17 protein-coding genes and 2 pseudogenes are annotated in these 16,705 nt (G+C 65.6%); 12 read left to right on the plus strand and 7 right to left on the minus strand.

Features of this window, described 5'->3' with window-relative positions; genetic code table 11:
• Positions 1 to 444, plus strand: a pseudogene (locus J7E80_RS19655) (L-arabinose isomerase); the annotation flags it as partial.
• Between the two features lie 28 nt (positions 445 to 472).
• Here the strand turns inward: J7E80_RS19655 and J7E80_RS19660 are convergent.
• The 3 genes and pseudogenes from J7E80_RS19660 to J7E80_RS24720 form a co-directional block, all read right to left on the minus strand.
• Entirely contained in the window at positions 473 to 1,642 is a 1,170-nt protein-coding gene (locus J7E80_RS19660) for a S1C family serine protease (RefSeq protein WP_251037133.1), read from the minus strand.
• A 169-nt stretch (positions 1,643 to 1,811) separates the two neighbouring features.
• Positions 1,812 to 2,648, minus strand: coding sequence for a hypothetical protein (locus tag J7E80_RS23985; protein ID WP_251037134.1), 837 nt, complete (start codon positions 2,646 to 2,648; stop codon positions 1,812 to 1,814).
• 79 nt (positions 2,649 to 2,727) lie between these two features.
• A pseudogene (locus tag J7E80_RS24720) lies at positions 2,728 to 3,039 on the minus strand (hypothetical protein); the annotation flags it as partial.
• A gap of 21 nt (positions 3,040 to 3,060) precedes the next feature.
• On the opposite strand from J7E80_RS24720, the gene J7E80_RS19675 reads away from it, so the two are divergent.
• The 10 genes from J7E80_RS19675 to J7E80_RS19720 all read left to right on the plus strand — a co-directional run bounded on the left by J7E80_RS19675 (position 3,061) and on the right by J7E80_RS19720 (position 11,234).
• The gene (locus J7E80_RS19675; RefSeq protein ID WP_215053912.1) at positions 3,061 to 4,065 is read left to right on the plus strand and encodes a LacI family DNA-binding transcriptional regulator; all 1,005 of its coding nucleotides are present in this window, start codon (positions 3,061 to 3,063) and stop codon (positions 4,063 to 4,065) included.
• A gap of 166 nt (positions 4,066 to 4,231) precedes the next feature.
• Entirely contained in the window at positions 4,232 to 4,786 is a 555-nt protein-coding gene (locus J7E80_RS19680) for a cysteine hydrolase family protein (protein WP_215053913.1), read from the plus strand.
• A 167-nt stretch (positions 4,787 to 4,953) separates the two neighbouring features.
• Positions 4,954 to 5,256, plus strand: coding sequence for an urease subunit gamma (locus tag J7E80_RS19685; protein ID WP_215053914.1), 303 nt, complete (start codon positions 4,954 to 4,956; stop codon positions 5,254 to 5,256).
• A 7-nt stretch (positions 5,257 to 5,263) separates the two neighbouring features.
• Positions 5,264 to 5,602, plus strand: a complete 339-nt coding sequence (locus tag J7E80_RS19690; protein WP_215053915.1) for an urease subunit beta — start codon at positions 5,264 to 5,266, stop codon at positions 5,600 to 5,602.
• The gene (gene ureC, locus J7E80_RS19695) at positions 5,599 to 7,419 is read left to right on the plus strand and encodes an urease subunit alpha (protein ID WP_215053916.1); all 1,821 of its coding nucleotides are present in this window, start codon (positions 5,599 to 5,601) and stop codon (positions 7,417 to 7,419) included. Before J7E80_RS19690 ends, ureC begins: the two co-directional genes overlap by 4 nt.
• 15 nt (positions 7,420 to 7,434) lie before the next feature.
• Positions 7,435 to 7,917: an urease accessory protein UreE gene (gene ureE, locus J7E80_RS19700; protein WP_215053917.1), complete on the plus strand. Its 483-nt coding sequence runs from the start codon at positions 7,435 to 7,437 to the stop codon at positions 7,915 to 7,917.
• Positions 7,898 to 8,590, plus strand: coding sequence for an urease accessory protein UreF (locus tag J7E80_RS19705; protein ID WP_251037135.1), 693 nt, complete (start codon positions 7,898 to 7,900; stop codon positions 8,588 to 8,590). Before ureE ends, J7E80_RS19705 begins: the two co-directional genes overlap by 20 nt.
• Before the next feature lie 12 nt (positions 8,591 to 8,602).
• Positions 8,603 to 9,220, plus strand: a complete 618-nt coding sequence (gene ureG, locus J7E80_RS19710; RefSeq protein WP_215053918.1) for an urease accessory protein UreG — start codon at positions 8,603 to 8,605, stop codon at positions 9,218 to 9,220.
• 179 nt (positions 9,221 to 9,399) lie between these two features.
• Positions 9,400 to 10,185: an urease accessory protein UreD gene (locus tag J7E80_RS19715; RefSeq protein WP_311380895.1), complete on the plus strand. Its 786-nt coding sequence runs from the start codon at positions 9,400 to 9,402 to the stop codon at positions 10,183 to 10,185.
• Entirely contained in the window at positions 10,185 to 11,234 is a 1,050-nt protein-coding gene (locus tag J7E80_RS19720) for a HoxN/HupN/NixA family nickel/cobalt transporter (protein ID WP_215053920.1), read from the plus strand. Before J7E80_RS19715 ends, J7E80_RS19720 begins: the two co-directional genes overlap by 1 nt.
• 127 nt (positions 11,235 to 11,361) lie before the next feature.
• On the opposite strand, the gene J7E80_RS19725 is transcribed toward J7E80_RS19720, so the two are convergent.
• The 4 genes from J7E80_RS19725 to J7E80_RS19740 all read right to left on the minus strand — a co-directional run bounded on the left by J7E80_RS19725 (position 11,362) and on the right by J7E80_RS19740 (position 15,495).
• Positions 11,362 to 12,315, minus strand: a complete 954-nt coding sequence (locus J7E80_RS19725; protein WP_215053921.1) for a carbohydrate kinase — start codon at positions 12,313 to 12,315, stop codon at positions 11,362 to 11,364.
• Positions 12,316 to 12,396: 81 nt separating this feature from the next.
• Complete coding sequence (locus J7E80_RS19730) at positions 12,397 to 13,191, minus strand: ATP-binding cassette domain-containing protein (RefSeq protein ID WP_215053922.1); 795 nt, start codon at positions 13,189 to 13,191, stop codon at positions 12,397 to 12,399.
• On the minus strand, positions 13,188 to 14,234 hold the full coding sequence (locus J7E80_RS19735; RefSeq protein ID WP_215053923.1) for an ABC transporter permease: 1,047 nt from the start codon (positions 14,232 to 14,234) through the stop codon (positions 13,188 to 13,190). Before J7E80_RS19735 ends, J7E80_RS19730 begins: the two co-directional genes overlap by 4 nt.
• 142 nt (positions 14,235 to 14,376) lie before the next feature.
• Positions 14,377 to 15,495: a substrate-binding domain-containing protein gene (locus tag J7E80_RS19740; protein WP_215053924.1), complete on the minus strand. Its 1,119-nt coding sequence runs from the start codon at positions 15,493 to 15,495 to the stop codon at positions 14,377 to 14,379.
• Between the two features lie 164 nt (positions 15,496 to 15,659).
• Here J7E80_RS19740 and J7E80_RS19745 point away from each other — a divergent pair, with 164 nt between their 5' ends.
• On the plus strand, positions 15,660 to 16,658 hold the full coding sequence (locus tag J7E80_RS19745; protein WP_215053933.1) for a LacI family DNA-binding transcriptional regulator: 999 nt from the start codon (positions 15,660 to 15,662) through the stop codon (positions 16,656 to 16,658).
• The last annotated feature ends 47 nt before the right edge of the window (positions 16,659 to 16,705 follow it).

The raw sequence follows: 16,705 nt of genomic DNA on the forward strand, positions 1-16,705 counted from the left end.
TGCCCCTCCCTGACCGCCGGCACACCGCGCGTCGAGATCCACCCGCTGGGCATCGGCGGCAAGGAAGACCCCGTCCGCATGGTCTTCGACACCGACGCCGGCCCCGGCGTCGTGGTCGCGCTGTCCGACATGCGCGACCGCTTCCGCCTCGTGGCGAACGCCGTGGATGTCGTGGACCTCGACCAGCCCCTGCCCAACCTGCCCGTGGCCCGCGCCCTCTGGTCGCCCAAACCCGATTTCGCGACCTCTGCCGCGGCCTGGCTCACCGCCGGCGCAGCCCACCACACCGTGCTCTCCACCCAGGTCGGCATGGACGTCTTCGAAGACTTCGCCGACATCGCCCAAACCGAACTCCTCACCATCGACCAGGGCACCACCATCAAACAGTTCAAAAAGGAACTCGCCTGGAACGCCGCCTACTACAAGCTGGCCAGCGGACTTTAGCCGCTGCTGCAGCCTTTTGCGCCCGGCCTTACGAGGCCGGGCGCGCGACCAGCTGGACCTTTGCCTCCTGTGTTTCAGCTCCCCTGCGGAATTCAACGGTCACGGTCTGCCCGGGACTCTTGGACCTTAAGGCGGCGAGGAGGTCCTCGGGCGTGGCGAGATCATCGCCGTCGAGCTTAATGAGCACGTCCCCGGGTCGGATGCCGGCTTTGTCTGCCGGCCCGCCCTCCGGCACCGAGAGCGCAAGCGCCCCGCGCGTATCAGGCAGGCCCAGCTGGTCGGCGATCTGCTGGGTGATTTCTGCCAGCCCCAGGCCGATGAAGGCGTGATCGGCAGTGCCGTCCTCCCGGAGCTGGTCAGCCACTTTGACCGCGGTGGCGGCGGGGATGGCAAACCCAAGGGCCACCGCACCTGACTGCGGCGGAATGTAGGCCTCGCTGATCCCGATCACCTCACTCCTGCTGTTGACCACGGCGCCGCCGGAGTTGCCGGGGCTGATCGCGGCATCGGTCTGGATCAGGTCCACAAGGGACTGGCTGCTCGACGCCGACCCCGGGATCTCGCGGTGGAGGCCCGAGATGATGCCCGCCGTCGCTGTATTTTCGAATCCCAGCGGCGAGCCGATAACCACCGCCAGTTCACCAATCCGGGGCAGGTCGGACTGGAATTTCGCGACAGGCAGGCCTGTCCGTTTCGCTTCCACGAGTGCCAGATCGGAGATGGCGTCGGTGGCCCGCACACTCCCAGCCACCCGCCGGCCGTCGGCAAAGCCCACCTCAACCTGGCGGTTTCCTCGCACCACGTGCTCATTCGTCAGAATCAGCCCGTCCGCCGAATACACGACGCCGCTTCCCAGGCCGCCGTCCGTGAAGATGGTCACCACAGACGGCTGGACGTTGCTGACGATGGTAGGAATGTCCGCGACACCCTGCGGAATACTCTGCCCGCCGCCGCCCTGTCCGCCGCCCTGCCCGCCGCCTCGTCCGCCGGTTGTTTGGCCGGGGGATGGCTGCCGCCCCAGAGTCGTTTGGTCGGCAGGTGCCCCGCCCGGTGTGCTTCCCGGGGACTGCGAGGTTGTCGGGGGCTCCGGACCCTGCCCTGGAGCGGTGCAGCCGGAGCCCGCTGCCGCGAGGACGGCCGCTCCGAGAAATCCGAGAAGGCGGCACATGCGCCTGGCTGTCGCTGGCCGGTGGTTCATTGAACGTCCTCTCGTTGACAGGGCTGTTCGGATGCTGCTTAAAAGCTAATCCCGCGCAGGCTGCGGCTGCCAGAGCCGGTTCTTTGCCACGACAGGCAAGCCCCGGGGCGCTGCGGCGCGACTGTAGTGCCCCGGAATGTTACCCGTGCCCCTGAATGTTGTCCGTGGCCTAACTCGCCCATGCTCCCACTCGGCATTCTGCGGCTGCCGGCACCGGCAGAAGGCCAGAATCCGGTTCAACGTTCAAGCCGTAGAGTGCTTCGAGGGCGGCCGTGTAGTCATCCTGCCTGCCGGCGGCCGCAAGTTCCCGTGCCCTGGCTGTGGGTACATGCATGAGCTGCCGGACCACGCGCCGCAGCGCGAATTCCACGGCTTCGGCGGTGGCGGTGCAGCCATGCTGGTTCTTCACCCGCGTCAGTTCGCCGGCCAGCACCCGCTGCATGTGTGTACGCAGGACCACGATGGCCGGGTCCAGGAGGCGGGCCTGGCGGTCCTTCTCCAACCGCAGTGCCGCCCGCCGGATCAGTTCGGTGGCCTGCCGGACACCGTCCGAATGCTCGCGCGGTGAGGCACGCCGCACGTCTTCCAGGGTGATCACGTCAATCCCGGGCAGTTCCCCGGTTGACAGCCCGAAGTCCCGGCTCAAGGCAAGATCAACGACGACGAGGCGCTCCTCCGTGCCCTGCCGGAAACGCCTGAATTCCTCTGCTCCCAGACGGGCTCCGCGGCCGCTGCAGCCGATCACCACGTCTGCCTTCTGGATCGCGGCTGGCAGTTCGGACGTCGTCAGCGCCGCAGCGCCCCGGGCCGCGGCAAAGGCCTCGGCGCGCCCGGACCAGGAGAATACGGAAACGTTCGCTCGGTATTCGGCGTCCAGCAGCGCCAAGGTAGATCCGGCGTAGGCCCCCGTGCCGATGACGACCGCCGACAGGCCGGCTGGTCCGCGGCCGCGCAACTTCCCGACCGCCAGGTCCAGGGGCCACGGAAACCATCGAGCGTCCGGCATCGCCCAGGGTGATCAGGGATCCGACGTCGCGAGCTGCCCGGGACGCCGCCTGAAACAGGCGGATCAGGGCACCGCTTGCTGTTCCCGATTCCTGTGCTGCCGTCAGGGACCGGCGGAGCTGGCCCGCGATTTCCCGTTCGCCCACCACCGCCGAATCCAGTCCGGCACCCACGGAAAAGAGGTGCTCCGTCATTGCGGTGCCGGCGAGGTAGTCCAGGGACCCGCCGAGCTTACAGGCAGGGATGCCCCCAGACATCTTTGTGGCCAGGCGCCGTTGCCCGGCCACAAAGCTTTTAGAGACCCTGGAGACAGCGTGGGCCTGCCACCTTGGGAAATTCTTGCGGGCGGGCCGGTCCGCCACACTTTTCTGCAACGATGTATCCAGATGCATCGCCGCGAGAAGGAGCCCCTGATGGCTGTGACCATGAATGATGTTGCACGGGCGGCAGGGGTTTCCCTGAAGACGGTGTCCAACGTCCTGAACGACTATGAGTTCATCAGGCCCGCCACCAAACAGAAGGTGCTGGATGCCATCGCTGAGCTGGGCTATGAGGCCAACCTGACGGCCAGGAGCCTCCGTTCCGGCAAGTCCCGCATGCTCGGCCTGGTTCTTTCGGATCTTTCGGCGCCGTACTACGCCGAGCTGGCCTCACGGCTCATGACCGTCGCCTCGGCCCGGGGCTACCGTGTGCTGGTGGAGCAGTCGGCCGCGCTTGAGGCCAATGAGCTCAGCGCACTGCACGGGCCATTCCGCCAGCTGACGGACGGACTGCTGTTCACTCCGCTGGCGCTGGACGCGGACACCGTGGCCGACCGGCGGGGCAGCAAGCCGCTCGTGATGCTGGGCGAGCACATCGAGGACCCCCGGTTCGACCTCGTCACCATGAAGAACATCGGGGCGGCCCAGGCGATGACCGCCCACCTGCTGGCGGGAGGCCGGCGTCGGATAGCAGTGCTCGGAGCGGCGATGGAGGACGACGCCGGAAGCCCCGGCCTGCGCCTGACCGGTTACCGGGAGGCGCTCGCCGCTGCCGCAGTGGACTTTGATCCTGCCCTCATCGTGCCGTCCGGATGGCGCCGCGACGCCGGTGCTTCGGCGGTGGGGGCCCTGCTGGACAGCGGAGTGGTGTTCGACGCCGTCTTCGGGCTGAACGACGCCCTCGCGCTGGGCGCCATGCACGAACTCCTCATCCGCGGCGTGAAGGTGCCGCAGGACGTCGCCGTTGCCGGCTTTGACGACATTGATGAGGCCCGCTTCGCTTCACCGGCCCTCACCACTGTGGCGCCGGGAATGGAGGAAATCGCTGAACGTTCCGTCGGGCTGCTGATCGACCGGGTTGAAGGGACGGAGACGTCGGATGAAGGCGTGCATATCGAAGCAGGCTTCGAGCTGAAAATCCGTGCCTCGGCCCCGTAGCGGCTGGCCGGTCTATGCCCGCACTGCGTTATTCCGGTGGCATCGTGGGTACATGAGGATTATGGCTGGCTGGTGTTGTCCGGGCCATGCCGCCTGACTGCCCGGACAGTGGACCCGCTCCCCGGGTGACGGCTCCGGTTACAGGAAAAACGGAAAGGATCCGCTCGTGATCGCTCTACTGATCGTCGATATGCAGAACGCCTACTTCGAGGATCCTGGGCTGGCCCCGCGCCGGGAGGCCTTGGTGCAGGCCTGCAACCGACTCATTGAAGAATTTTCCACCCACGGCGCGAAGATCCTTTTGGTGGCCACCGAACACGAGCGGGACAAGTCGACCTGGTCGCTGAACATGCTGGAAGACGACCAGGGCTTTATCTTCCGGGGTTCGGAACAGGCCGGGTTCGTGCCCGGCCTGGCGGCGGGGGAGCTGCCCCGCCTCATCAAGACGCGCGACAGTGCCTTTACCGGGACCGACATCGTCTCGCGCCTGCGGAACTGGGACGTCGAGGAATTGGTGCTCGCCGGCGTCGCCACCCACAACTGTATTGCCCACACGGCGGCGGACGCCTTCGCGCACAACTTCCGCGTGGTGTATGCCGAGGAGGCGATGGCTTCCTCAAACGAGCAGGCCGCGGTGGACATGCTGCGCATCCTGTCCGCGGAATATCGCCAGCCCGTGCTGTCAACGGACGACATTGCAAAACGCTTGAAGGGCATCTAACACCGATGCCGGATCGGAAATCTCACGGAAACGTCTGCGGATTACTCTGGTCACACATCGCCGCCAAGGTGCATTGTTACTGGATGCGCTGTGGTCTGGTACTCGGCTGCTGAGGAGTCAGTGGCTGGGCAGGCTGCGGCGGTGGCCGTGAAAGAAGGGATTCCGGAATGCATCTGTTGCCCCGCGAGCAGGAAAAGCTCATGATCGTGGTCGCCGCCGACCTCGCGCGCCGCCGCCAGTCGCGCGGGCTCAAGCTGAACTTCCCCGAGGCGGTGGCGATCATCAGCTACGAACTGATCGAAGGGGCGCGCGACGGGCGGACAGTGGCCGAGCTCATGAGTTACGGCACCACCCTGCTCAGCCGCGACGACGTCATGGAGGGCGTGCCCGAGATGGTCCACGACGTCCAGATCGAAGCCACCTTCCCGGACGGCACCAAGCTCGTCACCGTTCACGATCCCATCCGATAGGGGCACCATGATTCCGGGAGAGTATGTCCTGCGGAGCGAACCGCTCACGGTCAATGCCGGACGGGAGGCAATCGACGTCGTCGTTGTCAATACCGGTGACCGCCCCGTGCAGGTGGGCTCGCACTACCACTTTGCCGAAGCGAACCGGGCACTGGAGTTTGACCGCCAGGCCGCGTACGGGCGTCGGCTCGATATCCCGGCGGGAACCGCTGCGCGGTTCGAACCGGGCGACAGCAAGACCGTGCGGCTGATCGAGCTCGCGGGCCGACGCGAGGTGTACGGGCTGAGCAACGCCGTCAACGGAAGCCTCGGCCCGGCACAGCCATCGGCAGGGGAAGTGCAATGAGTTTTGAATTATCACGCAAGCAGTACGCGGACCTTTACGGCCCGACGACGGGCGACGCCATCCGCCTGGCCGATACCGAACTGTTCCTCGAGATTGAGAAAGACCTTACCGTCTACGGCGAGGAGGTGGTGTTCGGCGGCGGCAAGGTGATCCGCGACGGGATGGGCCAGAACGGCCAGGTCACGCGCGATGAAGGCGTTCCGGACACCGTGATCACCAACGTGGTGGTCCTGGACTACACCGGCATCTACAAGGCCGACGTCGCCCTCAAGGACGGCCACATCCTTCGAATCGGCAAGGCCGGCAACCCGCAGATCGCCGACGGCGTCGACATCGTGATCGGCGCCAGCACCGAGATCATCGCAGGGGAACGCAAGATCCTCACTGCCGGAGGCGTGGATTCCCACATCCATTTCATCTCCGCGGACCAGGTGCCCACCGCCCTGTGCAGCGGCGTGACCACCATGCTGGGCGGCGGCACGGGTCCGGCGGAAGGCACCAAGGCCACCACCGTCACCCCCGGCAAATGGCACATCCAGCGGATGCTCCAGGCCGCCGAAGGCCTGCCCATTAACATCGGCCTGCTCGGGAAGGGGCACGCGTCTGCCGTCGAACCCCTCGCCGAGCAGATCCGGGCCGGAGCCATCGGCCTCAAAGTCCACGAGGACTGGGGCTCCACCACCTCCTCGATCGACACCTCCTTGAAGGTTGCCGACGAATACGACATCCAGGTGGCGATCCATACGGACACCCTGAACGAGTGCGGCTTCGTGGAGGACACCATCCGGGCCATCGATGGCCGGGTCATCCACACCTTCCACACCGAGGGCGCCGGCGGCGGCCACGCCCCGGACATCATCAGGATCGCGGGGCTGCCCAACGTCCTCCCCGCATCCACCAACCCCACGCTGCCGTACACGCGGAACACCATCGAAGAACACCTGGACATGCTCATGGTGTGCCACCACCTGAACCCGGACATCCCGGAGGATGTGGCCTTCGCCGACTCACGGATCAGGGCAGAGACCATCGCGGCGGAGGATGTCCTGCAGGACATGGGCATCTTCGCCATTACATCCTCCGACTCGCAGGCCATGGGCCGCGTGGGCGAGGTGATCACCCGCACCTGGCAGGTGGCGGACAAGATGAAGAGGCAGCGCGGCGTCTTGAAGGATCCGGCGTTGAAGGAAGCGGCTGTGGAGGACCGCGCTTTGGAGGATGCCGCGATCGAGAGTGCCGCGCTCGGGAATTCCGACGGCGGGACGCAGGCTTCTGCTGTCGGTTCCGGAGCGGCGAGCGACAACTTCCGCATCAAGCGCTACGTGGCCAAGTACACGATCAACCCTGCCATCGCGCACGGGATGGCTGACTCCATCGGATCCGTGGAGGAGGGAAAGTTTGCCGACCTGGTGCTGTGGGACCCCGCGTTCTTCGGCGTCAAACCTGAACTCGTGCTCAAGGGCGGGCAGATCGCCTATGCACTGATGGGCGATGCCAACGCTTCCATTCCCACCCCGCAGCCGCGGACCATGCGCCCGATGTTCGCCGCGTTCGGAAAGGCGCTGCAGCAGTCCTCCATCACCTTCCTTTCCCAGGCCGCCATTGATGCGGGAGTGCCCCAGGAACTCGGCCTGGAGAAGATGATCCGGCCTGTCTCAGGGATCCGCTCGCTCACCAAAGCCGACCTGAAGTTCAACGACGCCACGCCGGACATCGAAGTGGATGCGGAAACGTACAGGGTGACGGTGGACGGCGTGGACGTCACGTGTGAGCCGTCCGATGTGCTGCCCATGGCCCAGCGCTACTTCCTTTTCTAGGCATGGAGAACGAACATGATCATCGACAAGATCCTGGGCAACCTGCACGATCAGAGGCCGGGGGCGGACCCCTATTTCGGGCTGCACAAGGAGAAGGTGGTGCTGCCGAGTGCCCAGCTGGTCAAACGGATCCAGCGCGTCACAACAGACCACGGCAAGGAACTGGGCATTCGGCTTCCGTCGGGCTCCGCGGACCTTCGCGACGGGGACGTCCTCCACGTGGACGAGTCCACGATGATCGTGGTCTCCGTGCTGCCCACCGATGTCCTGGTGGTCGCGCCGCGGACCATTCATGAGATGGGTATCGTGGCCCACTCGTTGGGCAACCGGCACCTGCAGGCGCAGTTCTTCGATGTGGCCTCGGAGTACGGAGCCGAGGTCATGGTGTGCCAGTACGACCACACGGTCGAGGACTACCTCAAACACGTCGGTATACCCTACGACCGCCAGGAACGCGTCATGCCCGTCCCCTTCCGCCATGCCGAACACAGCCACTGATTCCGGGATGTCCTACCAGCTCGCCCTGCAGCAGCTCACGGACTCAGCTTTGCCAACCGGGGCGTTCGCGCACTCCCTTGGCTTTGAGACTTACATCGAGCGCGGGCTGGTGCATGACGAGGAGTCGTTCGGCGTCTGGCTGGCTGCCTTCATCGGGCAGCAGCTGACTTTTTCTGACGGGCTGGCCATCCGCTTCCTGTACGAGGGCGTTCCTGTTCCGGACCTGGATTCCCTGCTCACAGCGCAGCTCCTGCCCCGGCAACTGCGCGAGGCCAGCGTCAAGATGGGCAGCCGGCTGCTGGAGATCGGCTCGGAGGTCTTCCCATCGCCCGCGCTGGACGAGTACCGGGACTTGGTGGCCACAGGCCGCGCCGCCGGCCACCAGCCGCTGGCGTTTGCCGCCGTCGCGCGTTCTCTGGGCGTGCCGCTGCCGGAAGCGCTCGCCGCGTACCTCTTCGCCGCGGTCACCTCGCTGACCCAGAACGCCGTCCGCGCCATCCCGCTGGGGCAAAACGCCGGCCAGCGGCTGCTGCGGAAAGCGTCCGACGGCGTCGCGGCCGCCGCCGAACGGATAGGTCACCTGACGCCGGACGACTTCGGCGCCATCAGCCCCGGACTGGAAATTTCGCAGATGCGGCACGAGCGTCAGCGTGCCCGCATGTTCATGAGCTAGCAGGAGGACAGAATGTCTGAACCCATCAAGATCGGCATCGGCGGCCCGGTTGGCGCCGGCAAGACCCAGCTCGTGGAGCGGCTCACCCGGCACATGAGCCGCGAAATCTCCATGGCCGCCATCACGAACGACATCTACACGATCGAGGACGCCAAGATCCTGGCCGCCAACGGAATCCTGCCCGAGGACCGGATCATTGGCGTCGAAACCGGCGGCTGCCCGCACACGGCCATCCGCGAGGACACCTCCATGAACACCGCCGCCATCGAAGAGCTCAAGAAGCGGCACCCGGACCTGCAGGTGATTTTCGTGGAGTCCGGCGGCGACAACCTCTCCGCCACGTTCAGCCCTGAGCTCGTGGACTTCTCCATCTACATCATCGACGTCGCCCAAGGCGAGAAGATCCCGCGCAAAGCCGGGCAGGGAATGATCAAGTCAGACCTCTTCATCATCAACAAGACCGACCTCGCCCCCCACGTCGGCGCAGACCTGTCAGTGATGGAACGGGACTCGCGCGAATTCCGCGGCGAAAAGCCGTTCTGCTTCACCAACCTCAAAACGGACGAGGGATTGGACGCGGTCATCGAATGGGTGCGGCGCGATGTCCTGATGCTCGACCTCGCGTCATGAGCACGACGGCGGCCGAGGCGGGTTTGGTGACCATCTCACCTGGGCCTGCTGCCGCGGATGATAGGGGCCGTGTCCGCTTCGCGGTGCCCGCCACGCCGCGGCCCCTATCACCCGCGTCTGCTGATCGGCCCGAGATAGGCCGTTTGGAGCTTCGGGTCGCCGTGCGTGATCAGCGTTCCGTGGCCGCACATCAGTACCACCAAGGCGCTTTGCGGGTCCTGCGGCCGCACTACTTGGATGATTCCGGGCAGGTTTGTTATGTGCTCGTGAATCCCGGCGGCGCCTATCTCGGGGCTGACCTCTTTGTCCTGGATGTGGAGGTGGGGGACGGGGCAAAGCTGCTGCTGACCACCCAGTCCGCCACCAAGGTCTACCGGACTCCGGGGTCGTTTGCAGAGCAGCGGATGCGGTTGCGGCTGGGGGAGGGGTCGCAGCTGGAACTCGCTCCGGACCAACTCATTGCCTACCGCGAGGCGAGCTATCGGCAGAACACCCACATCACGGTCAGGCCGTCGTCGAGCCTGGTGATGGCTGAGGTAGTTACGCCGGGGTGGTCACCGGACGGGGAGTCGTTCCGGTACGAGAAACTGCGTCTCCGGACCGAGATCCATGTGGAAGTTGCAGGCCAGACGCAACTGCTGGCCCTCGACAATGTGCTGATCCGCCCGTCGGGCAACGACGTCACCGGGATGGGCTTCATGGAGGGCTTCAGCCATCTGGGATCCCTCATTGTGGTGGATGCCCGCGTTGACCAGGCACTCGCCGACGAACTGCACCACGTCACCGCCGCCCACGACGCTTACACCGGTGTCTCCCTGACCGCCCCCGTAGCTGGAACAGCCGGACTGGTCCTGAGGTCGCTGTCGAACAGCACCGGCGAACTCAACCGGCTCCTGGGCGCCTGCACCACACTGCTGCGGGACCGCTGGTACGGGCAGGCTCCCCTGAACCTGAGGAAGTACTGATGACCGCCGAGGGCCAACTGACCAGCCAGATATCCGCGCTGTACCGCAGGCGGGAGCACTTGCCGCTGCGGACGCGCCTGATCGTCACTTTCGGTGCAGTGAGCGCATTGCACGCCGCCGCCGTCGTACTGCTGTTCTCCGGCGCCGCAGAAAGCGGCCAGCCGCTGGCGCTGGGACTCGTGTTGACCGCCTATCTGGCAGGGGTGAAGCACAGCTACGACTGGGACCACCTCGCGGCGATCGACAACTCCACCAGGAAATTCGTCGCCGAGCACAAGGACCCTGTCAGCGTGGGCTTCGCCTTCAGCCTCGGCCACAGCTCCGTGGTGATCCTGGCCGGCGTGCTGCTCGTGGCGGGGGCTTCGCTGGTGGGCACGTTCATGACCGAGGGCAGCATGGGGAACCTGGTGCTGGGGCTGGTCGGCAGCGGAGTGTCCGGGCTGTTCCTGCTCGCGATGGGCGTTTTCAACGGCTCTGCCTTTGTCCGGACGGTGAAGGTCTACCGGACCGCACGCGGGGGAGGGGTGGTGGCCGCCGGGGACCTTGAGGCGAAAGGCTTCGTGGCCCGGCTCCTCGCGCTGCCGCTGTCCCGCGTGCAGCGGCCGAGGAACATTTACGTGATCGGGTTCCTCTTCGGGCTCGGTTTCGATACAGCCACCACCATCGGGTTGCTGGTGATGGCGACGGCGGCATCGCTCGCCGGAGTGTCAGCGCTTGCGCTGCTGGCGCTGCCGCTCGCCTTCGCGGCAGCGATGACACTGTGCGACACCATCAACGGCGTTGCCATGATGCGGATGTACCGCTCGGCGCTGGGGGACCCGAGGCGGAAGCTGGGCTTCAACGCGGTGATCACGGGACTTTCCGCCGTCTCCGCACTGTTCATTTCCACCATCACGCTGGGCGGGTTCTTCAACGCGGCCTTAGATCTCCGGGACCCGCTTACGGTGTGGCTGGAATCCGTCGACCTGGGCGACGCCGGGTTGCTGCTGATCGGTGTGCTGCTGGCGGTATGGGGCGTGGCGGCCCTGCGCGGGCGGCAGGCCGCCTAGGGTTGCAGCTGACCTGAGGTTTTGCTGACATGAGCCAGCGCGGGGTCACCTGCAGCCTAATGTTGTGCCCTGAGGCGGCCGTAGGTGACCCCGCGCTGTGCGGTTCTGAGGTTCTGGGCAACCTGGATCAGGCGGCGGGCACTGCCGCTGCCTCGTCCGGAAGATCCGCCTGCAGCTCTTCAGCCGTGGGCGGGTTTGCGCCGGGCCGGCGGACCGTGATGGCGGCGGCTTTCGAAGCCGTGCGTCCGACAGTTTCCAGCACTGCCGGGGCGAGGCCGTCGGTCCCGCGGGCCAACAGGCCGTAAATCAGTGCCGCCATGTAGGAGTCGCCGGCGCCGATCGTGTCTGCGACCACGGATGTTATGGCCGGGATGTGCAGCTGGGTTGCCGGGGTGGCCAGCAGGGATCCCTCGGAGCCGCAGGTGACCACGGCCAGTCCTGCGCCGAGTTCGAGGATCCGCGCCGCGGCGGCGTCGAGTTCAAGCGTCGGGTAGAGCCAGCGGGCATCTTCATCGCTGAGCTTGACGACGTCGGTCAGTGGAACCAGGTCTTCGAAAATCGAACGGGCCTCGGCCTGGCTGCCGAGGAGCGCCGGCCGGACGTTGGGATCGTACGTGACCATGCACTCACGGTGGGACTGTTCCAGGAGGGCTTTGACCGTGGCGGCGCCGGGCGCCAGGAAGGTGGCAATCGAGCCCGTGTGGAGCACCTTGGGCAGAAAAGCGGGAGCGACCGGCGGCAGTTCCCAGCTGATGTCGAAGTCGTACTTGGCGGAGCCGTCGGCCGCGAGGGTGGCTGTGGCGGAGGCGGTGCGGCCCTGGGATTTGGAACCGGGGAGGAGCTCGACGCCGGCGCTGGCCACGTGGGCTTCGATCGCGGCGCCGCGGACGTCGTTGCCAAGGGACGTCAGGAGCGCGGTGCGGACGCCGAGGCGTCCGAGTCCGTAGGCGACATTCATTGGCGATCCGCCCGGATGCTCCACGGTGCCTTCGGATGTTGCGACGATGTCGGTGAGCGCTTCGCCGATAACGATGACATCGGGGGTTGCCGGGAGTGCGGCGTTGGACTGGGGTGTGAGCATGGGGTGCCTTTCATGGAGCCGTCCGCGGGCCTCGTTGCGGCCCGCGGACGGAGTGTTGGGGAAGGTGGCAACACCGGGTGGTCAGGCGGTGGCTGCGCCCGTCATGATTGCCACCGCATCGGTCATGCTGTGCGACTGCGGCGTGATGGTGGCCGCGCACTTGCCGAGGCGCTGGATGTGGATCCGGTCGGCCACGTCAAACACGTGGGGCATGTTGTGGCTGATCAGAATGACCGGCAGGCCCCTGTCCCGGAGGTCCCGGACCAGCTGCAGGACCTGGTTTGATTCCCGCACACCGAGGGCCGCCGTCGGCTCGTCAAGGACCACGACCTTGGACCCGAACGCTGCAGCCCGGGCAACCGCGACGGCCTGGCGCTGGCCGCCGGACAGGTTCTCCACCGGCACGGTCACGTCCTGGAGCGTGGAAATCCCGAGCCGGGTGAGCTCCTCCTTGGCTTTGCGGCGCATGCCCTTGGTGTCAAGGACGCGGAAGATCTTTCCCAGTGGGCCGGGAAGCCGCTCTTCACGGCCAAGGAACAGGTTGGAAGCGACGTCGAGTGCCGGTGAGACCGCAAGGTTCTGGTACACCGTCTCGATGCCGTGGGCGCGGGCGTCCTGCGGGCGCTTGAAGTGGACCGGCTGGCCGGAGACCTTCAGCTCGCCCGAGTCCGGGATCTCGGCCCCGGTGAGGCATTTGATGAGCGTGGATTTTCCGGCACCGTTGTCGCCGATGATCGCCAGGACTTCGCCCGGATATAGGTCGAGGCTGACGCCGTCCAGACCCACGACGCGGCCGAAGGTCTTGACGAGGTTCCTGGCCTGCAGGATCGGCTGGCGGACCTCGGTCTTGGCCGGCTGGAATTCTGTGGCGGTCATGATTTCACCTTTCGGATCCACTGGTCGATGGACACAGCGAGGATGATGAGGACGCCCACTGCGAGGGTCTGGTACAGCACGTCCAGGCCGGCCAGGGACAGGCCGTTGCGGAACACCCCGACGATCAGCGCGCCGAGGAGGGAGCCCCAGATGGAGCCGCGTCCGCCAAAGAGGCTGGTTCCGCCAATGACGACGGCGGTGATGGAGTCCAGGTTCAGGTCCACGCCGGCGTTGGGGCTGGCGGCGTTCGTGCGGCCGATCTGGATCCAGGCGCCGATAGCCAGTACGGCCCCGGCTGCGAGGTAAACGCTCATCAGGACGCGGTTCACCGGGATGCCGGCCAGACGGGCGGCTTCCTTGTCATCGCCCACCGCGTAGACATGTCGGCCCCAGGCGGTCTTTCCGAGGATGAACGCGACCGCGATGTAGAGCAGGAGCATCATGACCACGCCGGTGGAGATACGCACGGGCCCGACCGGGAACGTGCTGCCCATCCATGTCAGCAGGCCGGGCATGCTGGAGCCGCGGACTGTGGAGCCGCCGGAGTAGAGAAGCGTCACGGCGATGAAGATGTTCAGCGTTCCGAGCGTGACGATGAACGGGGGGAGCCGGAACCTGGTGACCAGGAAACCGTTCAGCGCTCCCGCTGCCAGACCCACGACGAGGCCGAGGAGGAGAGCGAGCGGAGCGGGCGCGCCGCTGCCGACGGCCAGCTGTGCCACCACCATGGACGCGAGGATCATGACGGCGCCCACCGAGAGATCGATGCCGGCGGTCAGAATGATGAGGGTCTGAGCGATTGCGAGGGTTCCTACCACCGAGACCTGCTGGGTGATCAGGGAAAGGTTCTCGACTCGCAAAAACCTCTCATTGAGGAGCCCGAAGACCACCACCGCGACAAGCAGGACAATGGCCGGGCTCAGCGCCGGATAGCGGTGGAGGATATTGCGGATTCGGCTAAGCGGGGTCTGCCGGTCGAGGAATTCCTCGGCTGGGTCTGCATGCCCTGCGGCGGGCGGGCCTGCGGTCTGTTGCTGGGTCACTGTAACTCCTGAACTTCAAGGTCCTGCTGGGGCTGGGTCTGGTGCGGCTGCTGCTGGTGCTGGTGCCGCCGATTCTCCTGCTGTGAACCGCGGGAAGGTCCTGCATCTTCAGCACCTTCCCGCGGTGCGACGTCAACGCTGGCTACTTGCCCCAGCAGATCTTGGAGGCCTCGGACGTGGTGATGCTCTTGACACCATCGACGGCCTTATCCGTGACGAGTTCGACGCCAGTGTTGTAGAAGTCCAGTCCAGGGGAGTTGGCTGGCTTCTTGCCGGTCTTGGCCAGCTCAACGATGGCCTTGACACCCAGTTCCGCCATCTTCACCGGGTACTGCTGCGCAGTGGCACCGATGACGCCGGCCTTGACGTTGTTGACGCCCGAGCATCCGCCGTCCACCGAGACCACCAGCACGTCCTTTTCCTTGCCGGCAGACTTCAGCGCCTCGAAGGCGCCAGCCGCAGCAGGCTCGTTGATGGTGTAGACCACGTTGACGTTCGGGTTCTTGGCGAGGAGGGTTTCCATGGCGGTCCGGCCGCCGTCCTCAGCTCCCTGGGTTGCCTGGCTGCCCACGATTTCATACTCGCCGCCCTTGCCGCCGGTGTACTTGCCGGTCTTGGCTTCGTCGCCGTTCTTCTTCTTGTCCGCGGTGTCGATGCCCAGCCCGGTGAGGAAGCCCTGGTCCCGGTTGTAGTCCACGGAGACGACCTTGTCGTCGAAAAGGTCCAGCAGTGCGATGGTGGCCTTCTTGCCGCCAAGCTGCGCGGCGGTCCACTTGCCGATCAGTTCACCAGCGGCGAAGTTGTCGGTGGCGAACGTGATGTCGGCGGCGTCAGCCGGGTCCGGCGGAGTGTCTAGGGCGATGACGAACAGGCCGGCGTCCTTGGCTTTCTTCAGCGCATCCACGACGGAAGGGCCATTGGGCGTGATGAGGATGCCTTTGTCGCCTTTGGAGATTGCGTTCTCGATTGCCTGGATCTGGGTTTCTTCATCGCCATCTGCCTTGCCGGCTGCGAGCTTGAGGTCCACGCCGTCTGTTTCGGCGGCCTTCTTCGCGCCGTCCTGCATGGAAACGAAGAACGGGTTTGAAGTGGTTTTGACAATCAGGGACACACCGACCTTCTCGGCCGAAGAGCTTTCGGCTGCTGAGCTGGTGGGGGAACTCCCGCCGCAAGCGGTGAGGCTGAGCGTGCCGAGGGTCAGGACTGCACCGATGGCAAGCAGGCGGTGGGTGACTGTCCGCGGGGCTTTAGAACTCAACATTGAATCTCCTGGTTTCGTGGCACTTCTGGTGCCTGACAACGATGTCATGCATCATGTAATCAAGATCACAAGGTACAGTCAAGAGAAATTCGATGATGAAGGACCAAGTCATGACAACGATGTCTAATCGTTACCAGCCTGAGACGACAAAGAACCGGCCCACGATGCGGCACGTCGCCGCCCTCGCCGGAGTTGGCATCAAAACCGTTTCGCGGGTGATGAACGATGAACCCGGTGTCTCAGAAGCCACCCGCCTGCGGGTCCTGAATGCCTCCCAGCAGCTCAATTACCAGCTGGACATGGCGGCGGGATCCCTGCGCCGGGCGGGCCGCCAGACGCTCTCCATCGGCCTCCTGCTGCCCAGCGTTGCCAACCCGTTCAGCGGTGAGATCCACCGGGCGCTTGAGGACACCTTGGCGGTCCGCGGCATGGCGGTCTTTGCCGCCAGCCTCGACGACGACCCCGAACGCGAGAAGGCCCTCGTTGCCGCTTTCCTTGGCCGGCGCGTTGACGGGCTGGTCCTGACCCCGATTGCCAAGAGCCAGTCCTACGTCATCCCGGAGCACTCACGCGACCTGCCCATGGTCTTTATCGACCGTGAGCCGGTAGGCATCGAAGCAGATGCCGTGGTGACGGACAACGCCGTCGGAGCCGCCAGGGCCGCTGCCCATCTGATTGCACAAGGGCACACAAAGCTTGCCTATCTTGGTGATCGGGCGGACATTCAGACAGCCCGCGAACGCCGGCGGGGCTTTATCGAGGAACTTGGCAGGGCGGGCATCGCGACGTCCGCGGTTCCGGTGCTCGAGGGCCTGCACGATGAGGAGTCGGCACACCGGGCGGCCGTTGAGCTGCTCAGCTCCGAGAATCCGCCCACGGCCATCTTCTCCAGCCAGAACCTCGTTACCTTCGGGGTCATGCGGGCACTGAAGGAGCTTGGGGCCAGCAGGAGGGTGGCTCTCGTGGGATTCGATGACTTCACCCTTGCGGACATGATGGACCCTGGCATCACGGTCATCGCCCAGCATCCTGAGCGAATTGGAAAGCTTGCCGCCGAGCGGCTTCTGGCCAGGATCGACGGCGATGACCGCGCCCCGCAGACGTACGTGGTTCCCACCGAACTTATCCAGCGAGGCTCCGGGGAACTCCGCCCGCCGCTTTGAGCCGGGCGTTCATGTGACACCAGGACCGACACGATTTCAACCACCCA

It is taken from the genome of Arthrobacter sp. ISL-28 (assembly GCF_018613875.1).
Taxonomy (GTDB): Bacteria; Actinomycetota; Actinomycetes; order Actinomycetales; family Micrococcaceae; genus Arthrobacter.

Coding starts and splice junctions, on each gene's coding strand:
- J7E80_RS19660 (WP_251037133.1), bottom strand. CDS start 1,642: ATGAACCACCGGCCAGCGACAGCCAGGCGCATGTGCCGCCTTCTCGGA.
- J7E80_RS23985 (WP_251037134.1), bottom strand. CDS start 2,648: ATGCCGGACGCTCGATGGTTTCCGTGGCCCCTGGACCTGGCGGTCGGG.
- J7E80_RS19675 (WP_215053912.1), top strand. CDS start 3,061: ATGGCTGTGACCATGAATGATGTTGCACGGGCGGCAGGGGTTTCCCTG.
- J7E80_RS19685 (WP_215053914.1), top strand. CDS start 4,954: ATGCATCTGTTGCCCCGCGAGCAGGAAAAGCTCATGATCGTGGTCGCC.
- J7E80_RS19690 (WP_215053915.1), top strand. CDS start 5,264: ATGATTCCGGGAGAGTATGTCCTGCGGAGCGAACCGCTCACGGTCAAT.
- ureC (WP_215053916.1), top strand. CDS start 5,599: ATGAGTTTTGAATTATCACGCAAGCAGTACGCGGACCTTTACGGCCCG.
- ureE (WP_215053917.1), top strand. CDS start 7,435: ATGATCATCGACAAGATCCTGGGCAACCTGCACGATCAGAGGCCGGGG.
- J7E80_RS19705 (WP_251037135.1), top strand. CDS start 7,898: ATGCCGAACACAGCCACTGATTCCGGGATGTCCTACCAGCTCGCCCTG.
- ureG (WP_215053918.1), top strand. CDS start 8,603: ATGTCTGAACCCATCAAGATCGGCATCGGCGGCCCGGTTGGCGCCGGC.
- J7E80_RS19720 (WP_215053920.1), top strand. CDS start 10,185: ATGACCGCCGAGGGCCAACTGACCAGCCAGATATCCGCGCTGTACCGC.
- J7E80_RS19725 (WP_215053921.1), bottom strand. CDS start 12,315: ATGCTCACACCCCAGTCCAACGCCGCACTCCCGGCAACCCCCGATGTC.
- J7E80_RS19730 (WP_215053922.1), bottom strand. CDS start 13,191: ATGACCGCCACAGAATTCCAGCCGGCCAAGACCGAGGTCCGCCAGCCG.
- J7E80_RS19740 (WP_215053924.1), bottom strand. CDS start 15,495: ATGTTGAGTTCTAAAGCCCCGCGGACAGTCACCCACCGCCTGCTTGCC.
- J7E80_RS19745 (WP_215053933.1), top strand. CDS start 15,660: ATGCGGCACGTCGCCGCCCTCGCCGGAGTTGGCATCAAAACCGTTTCG.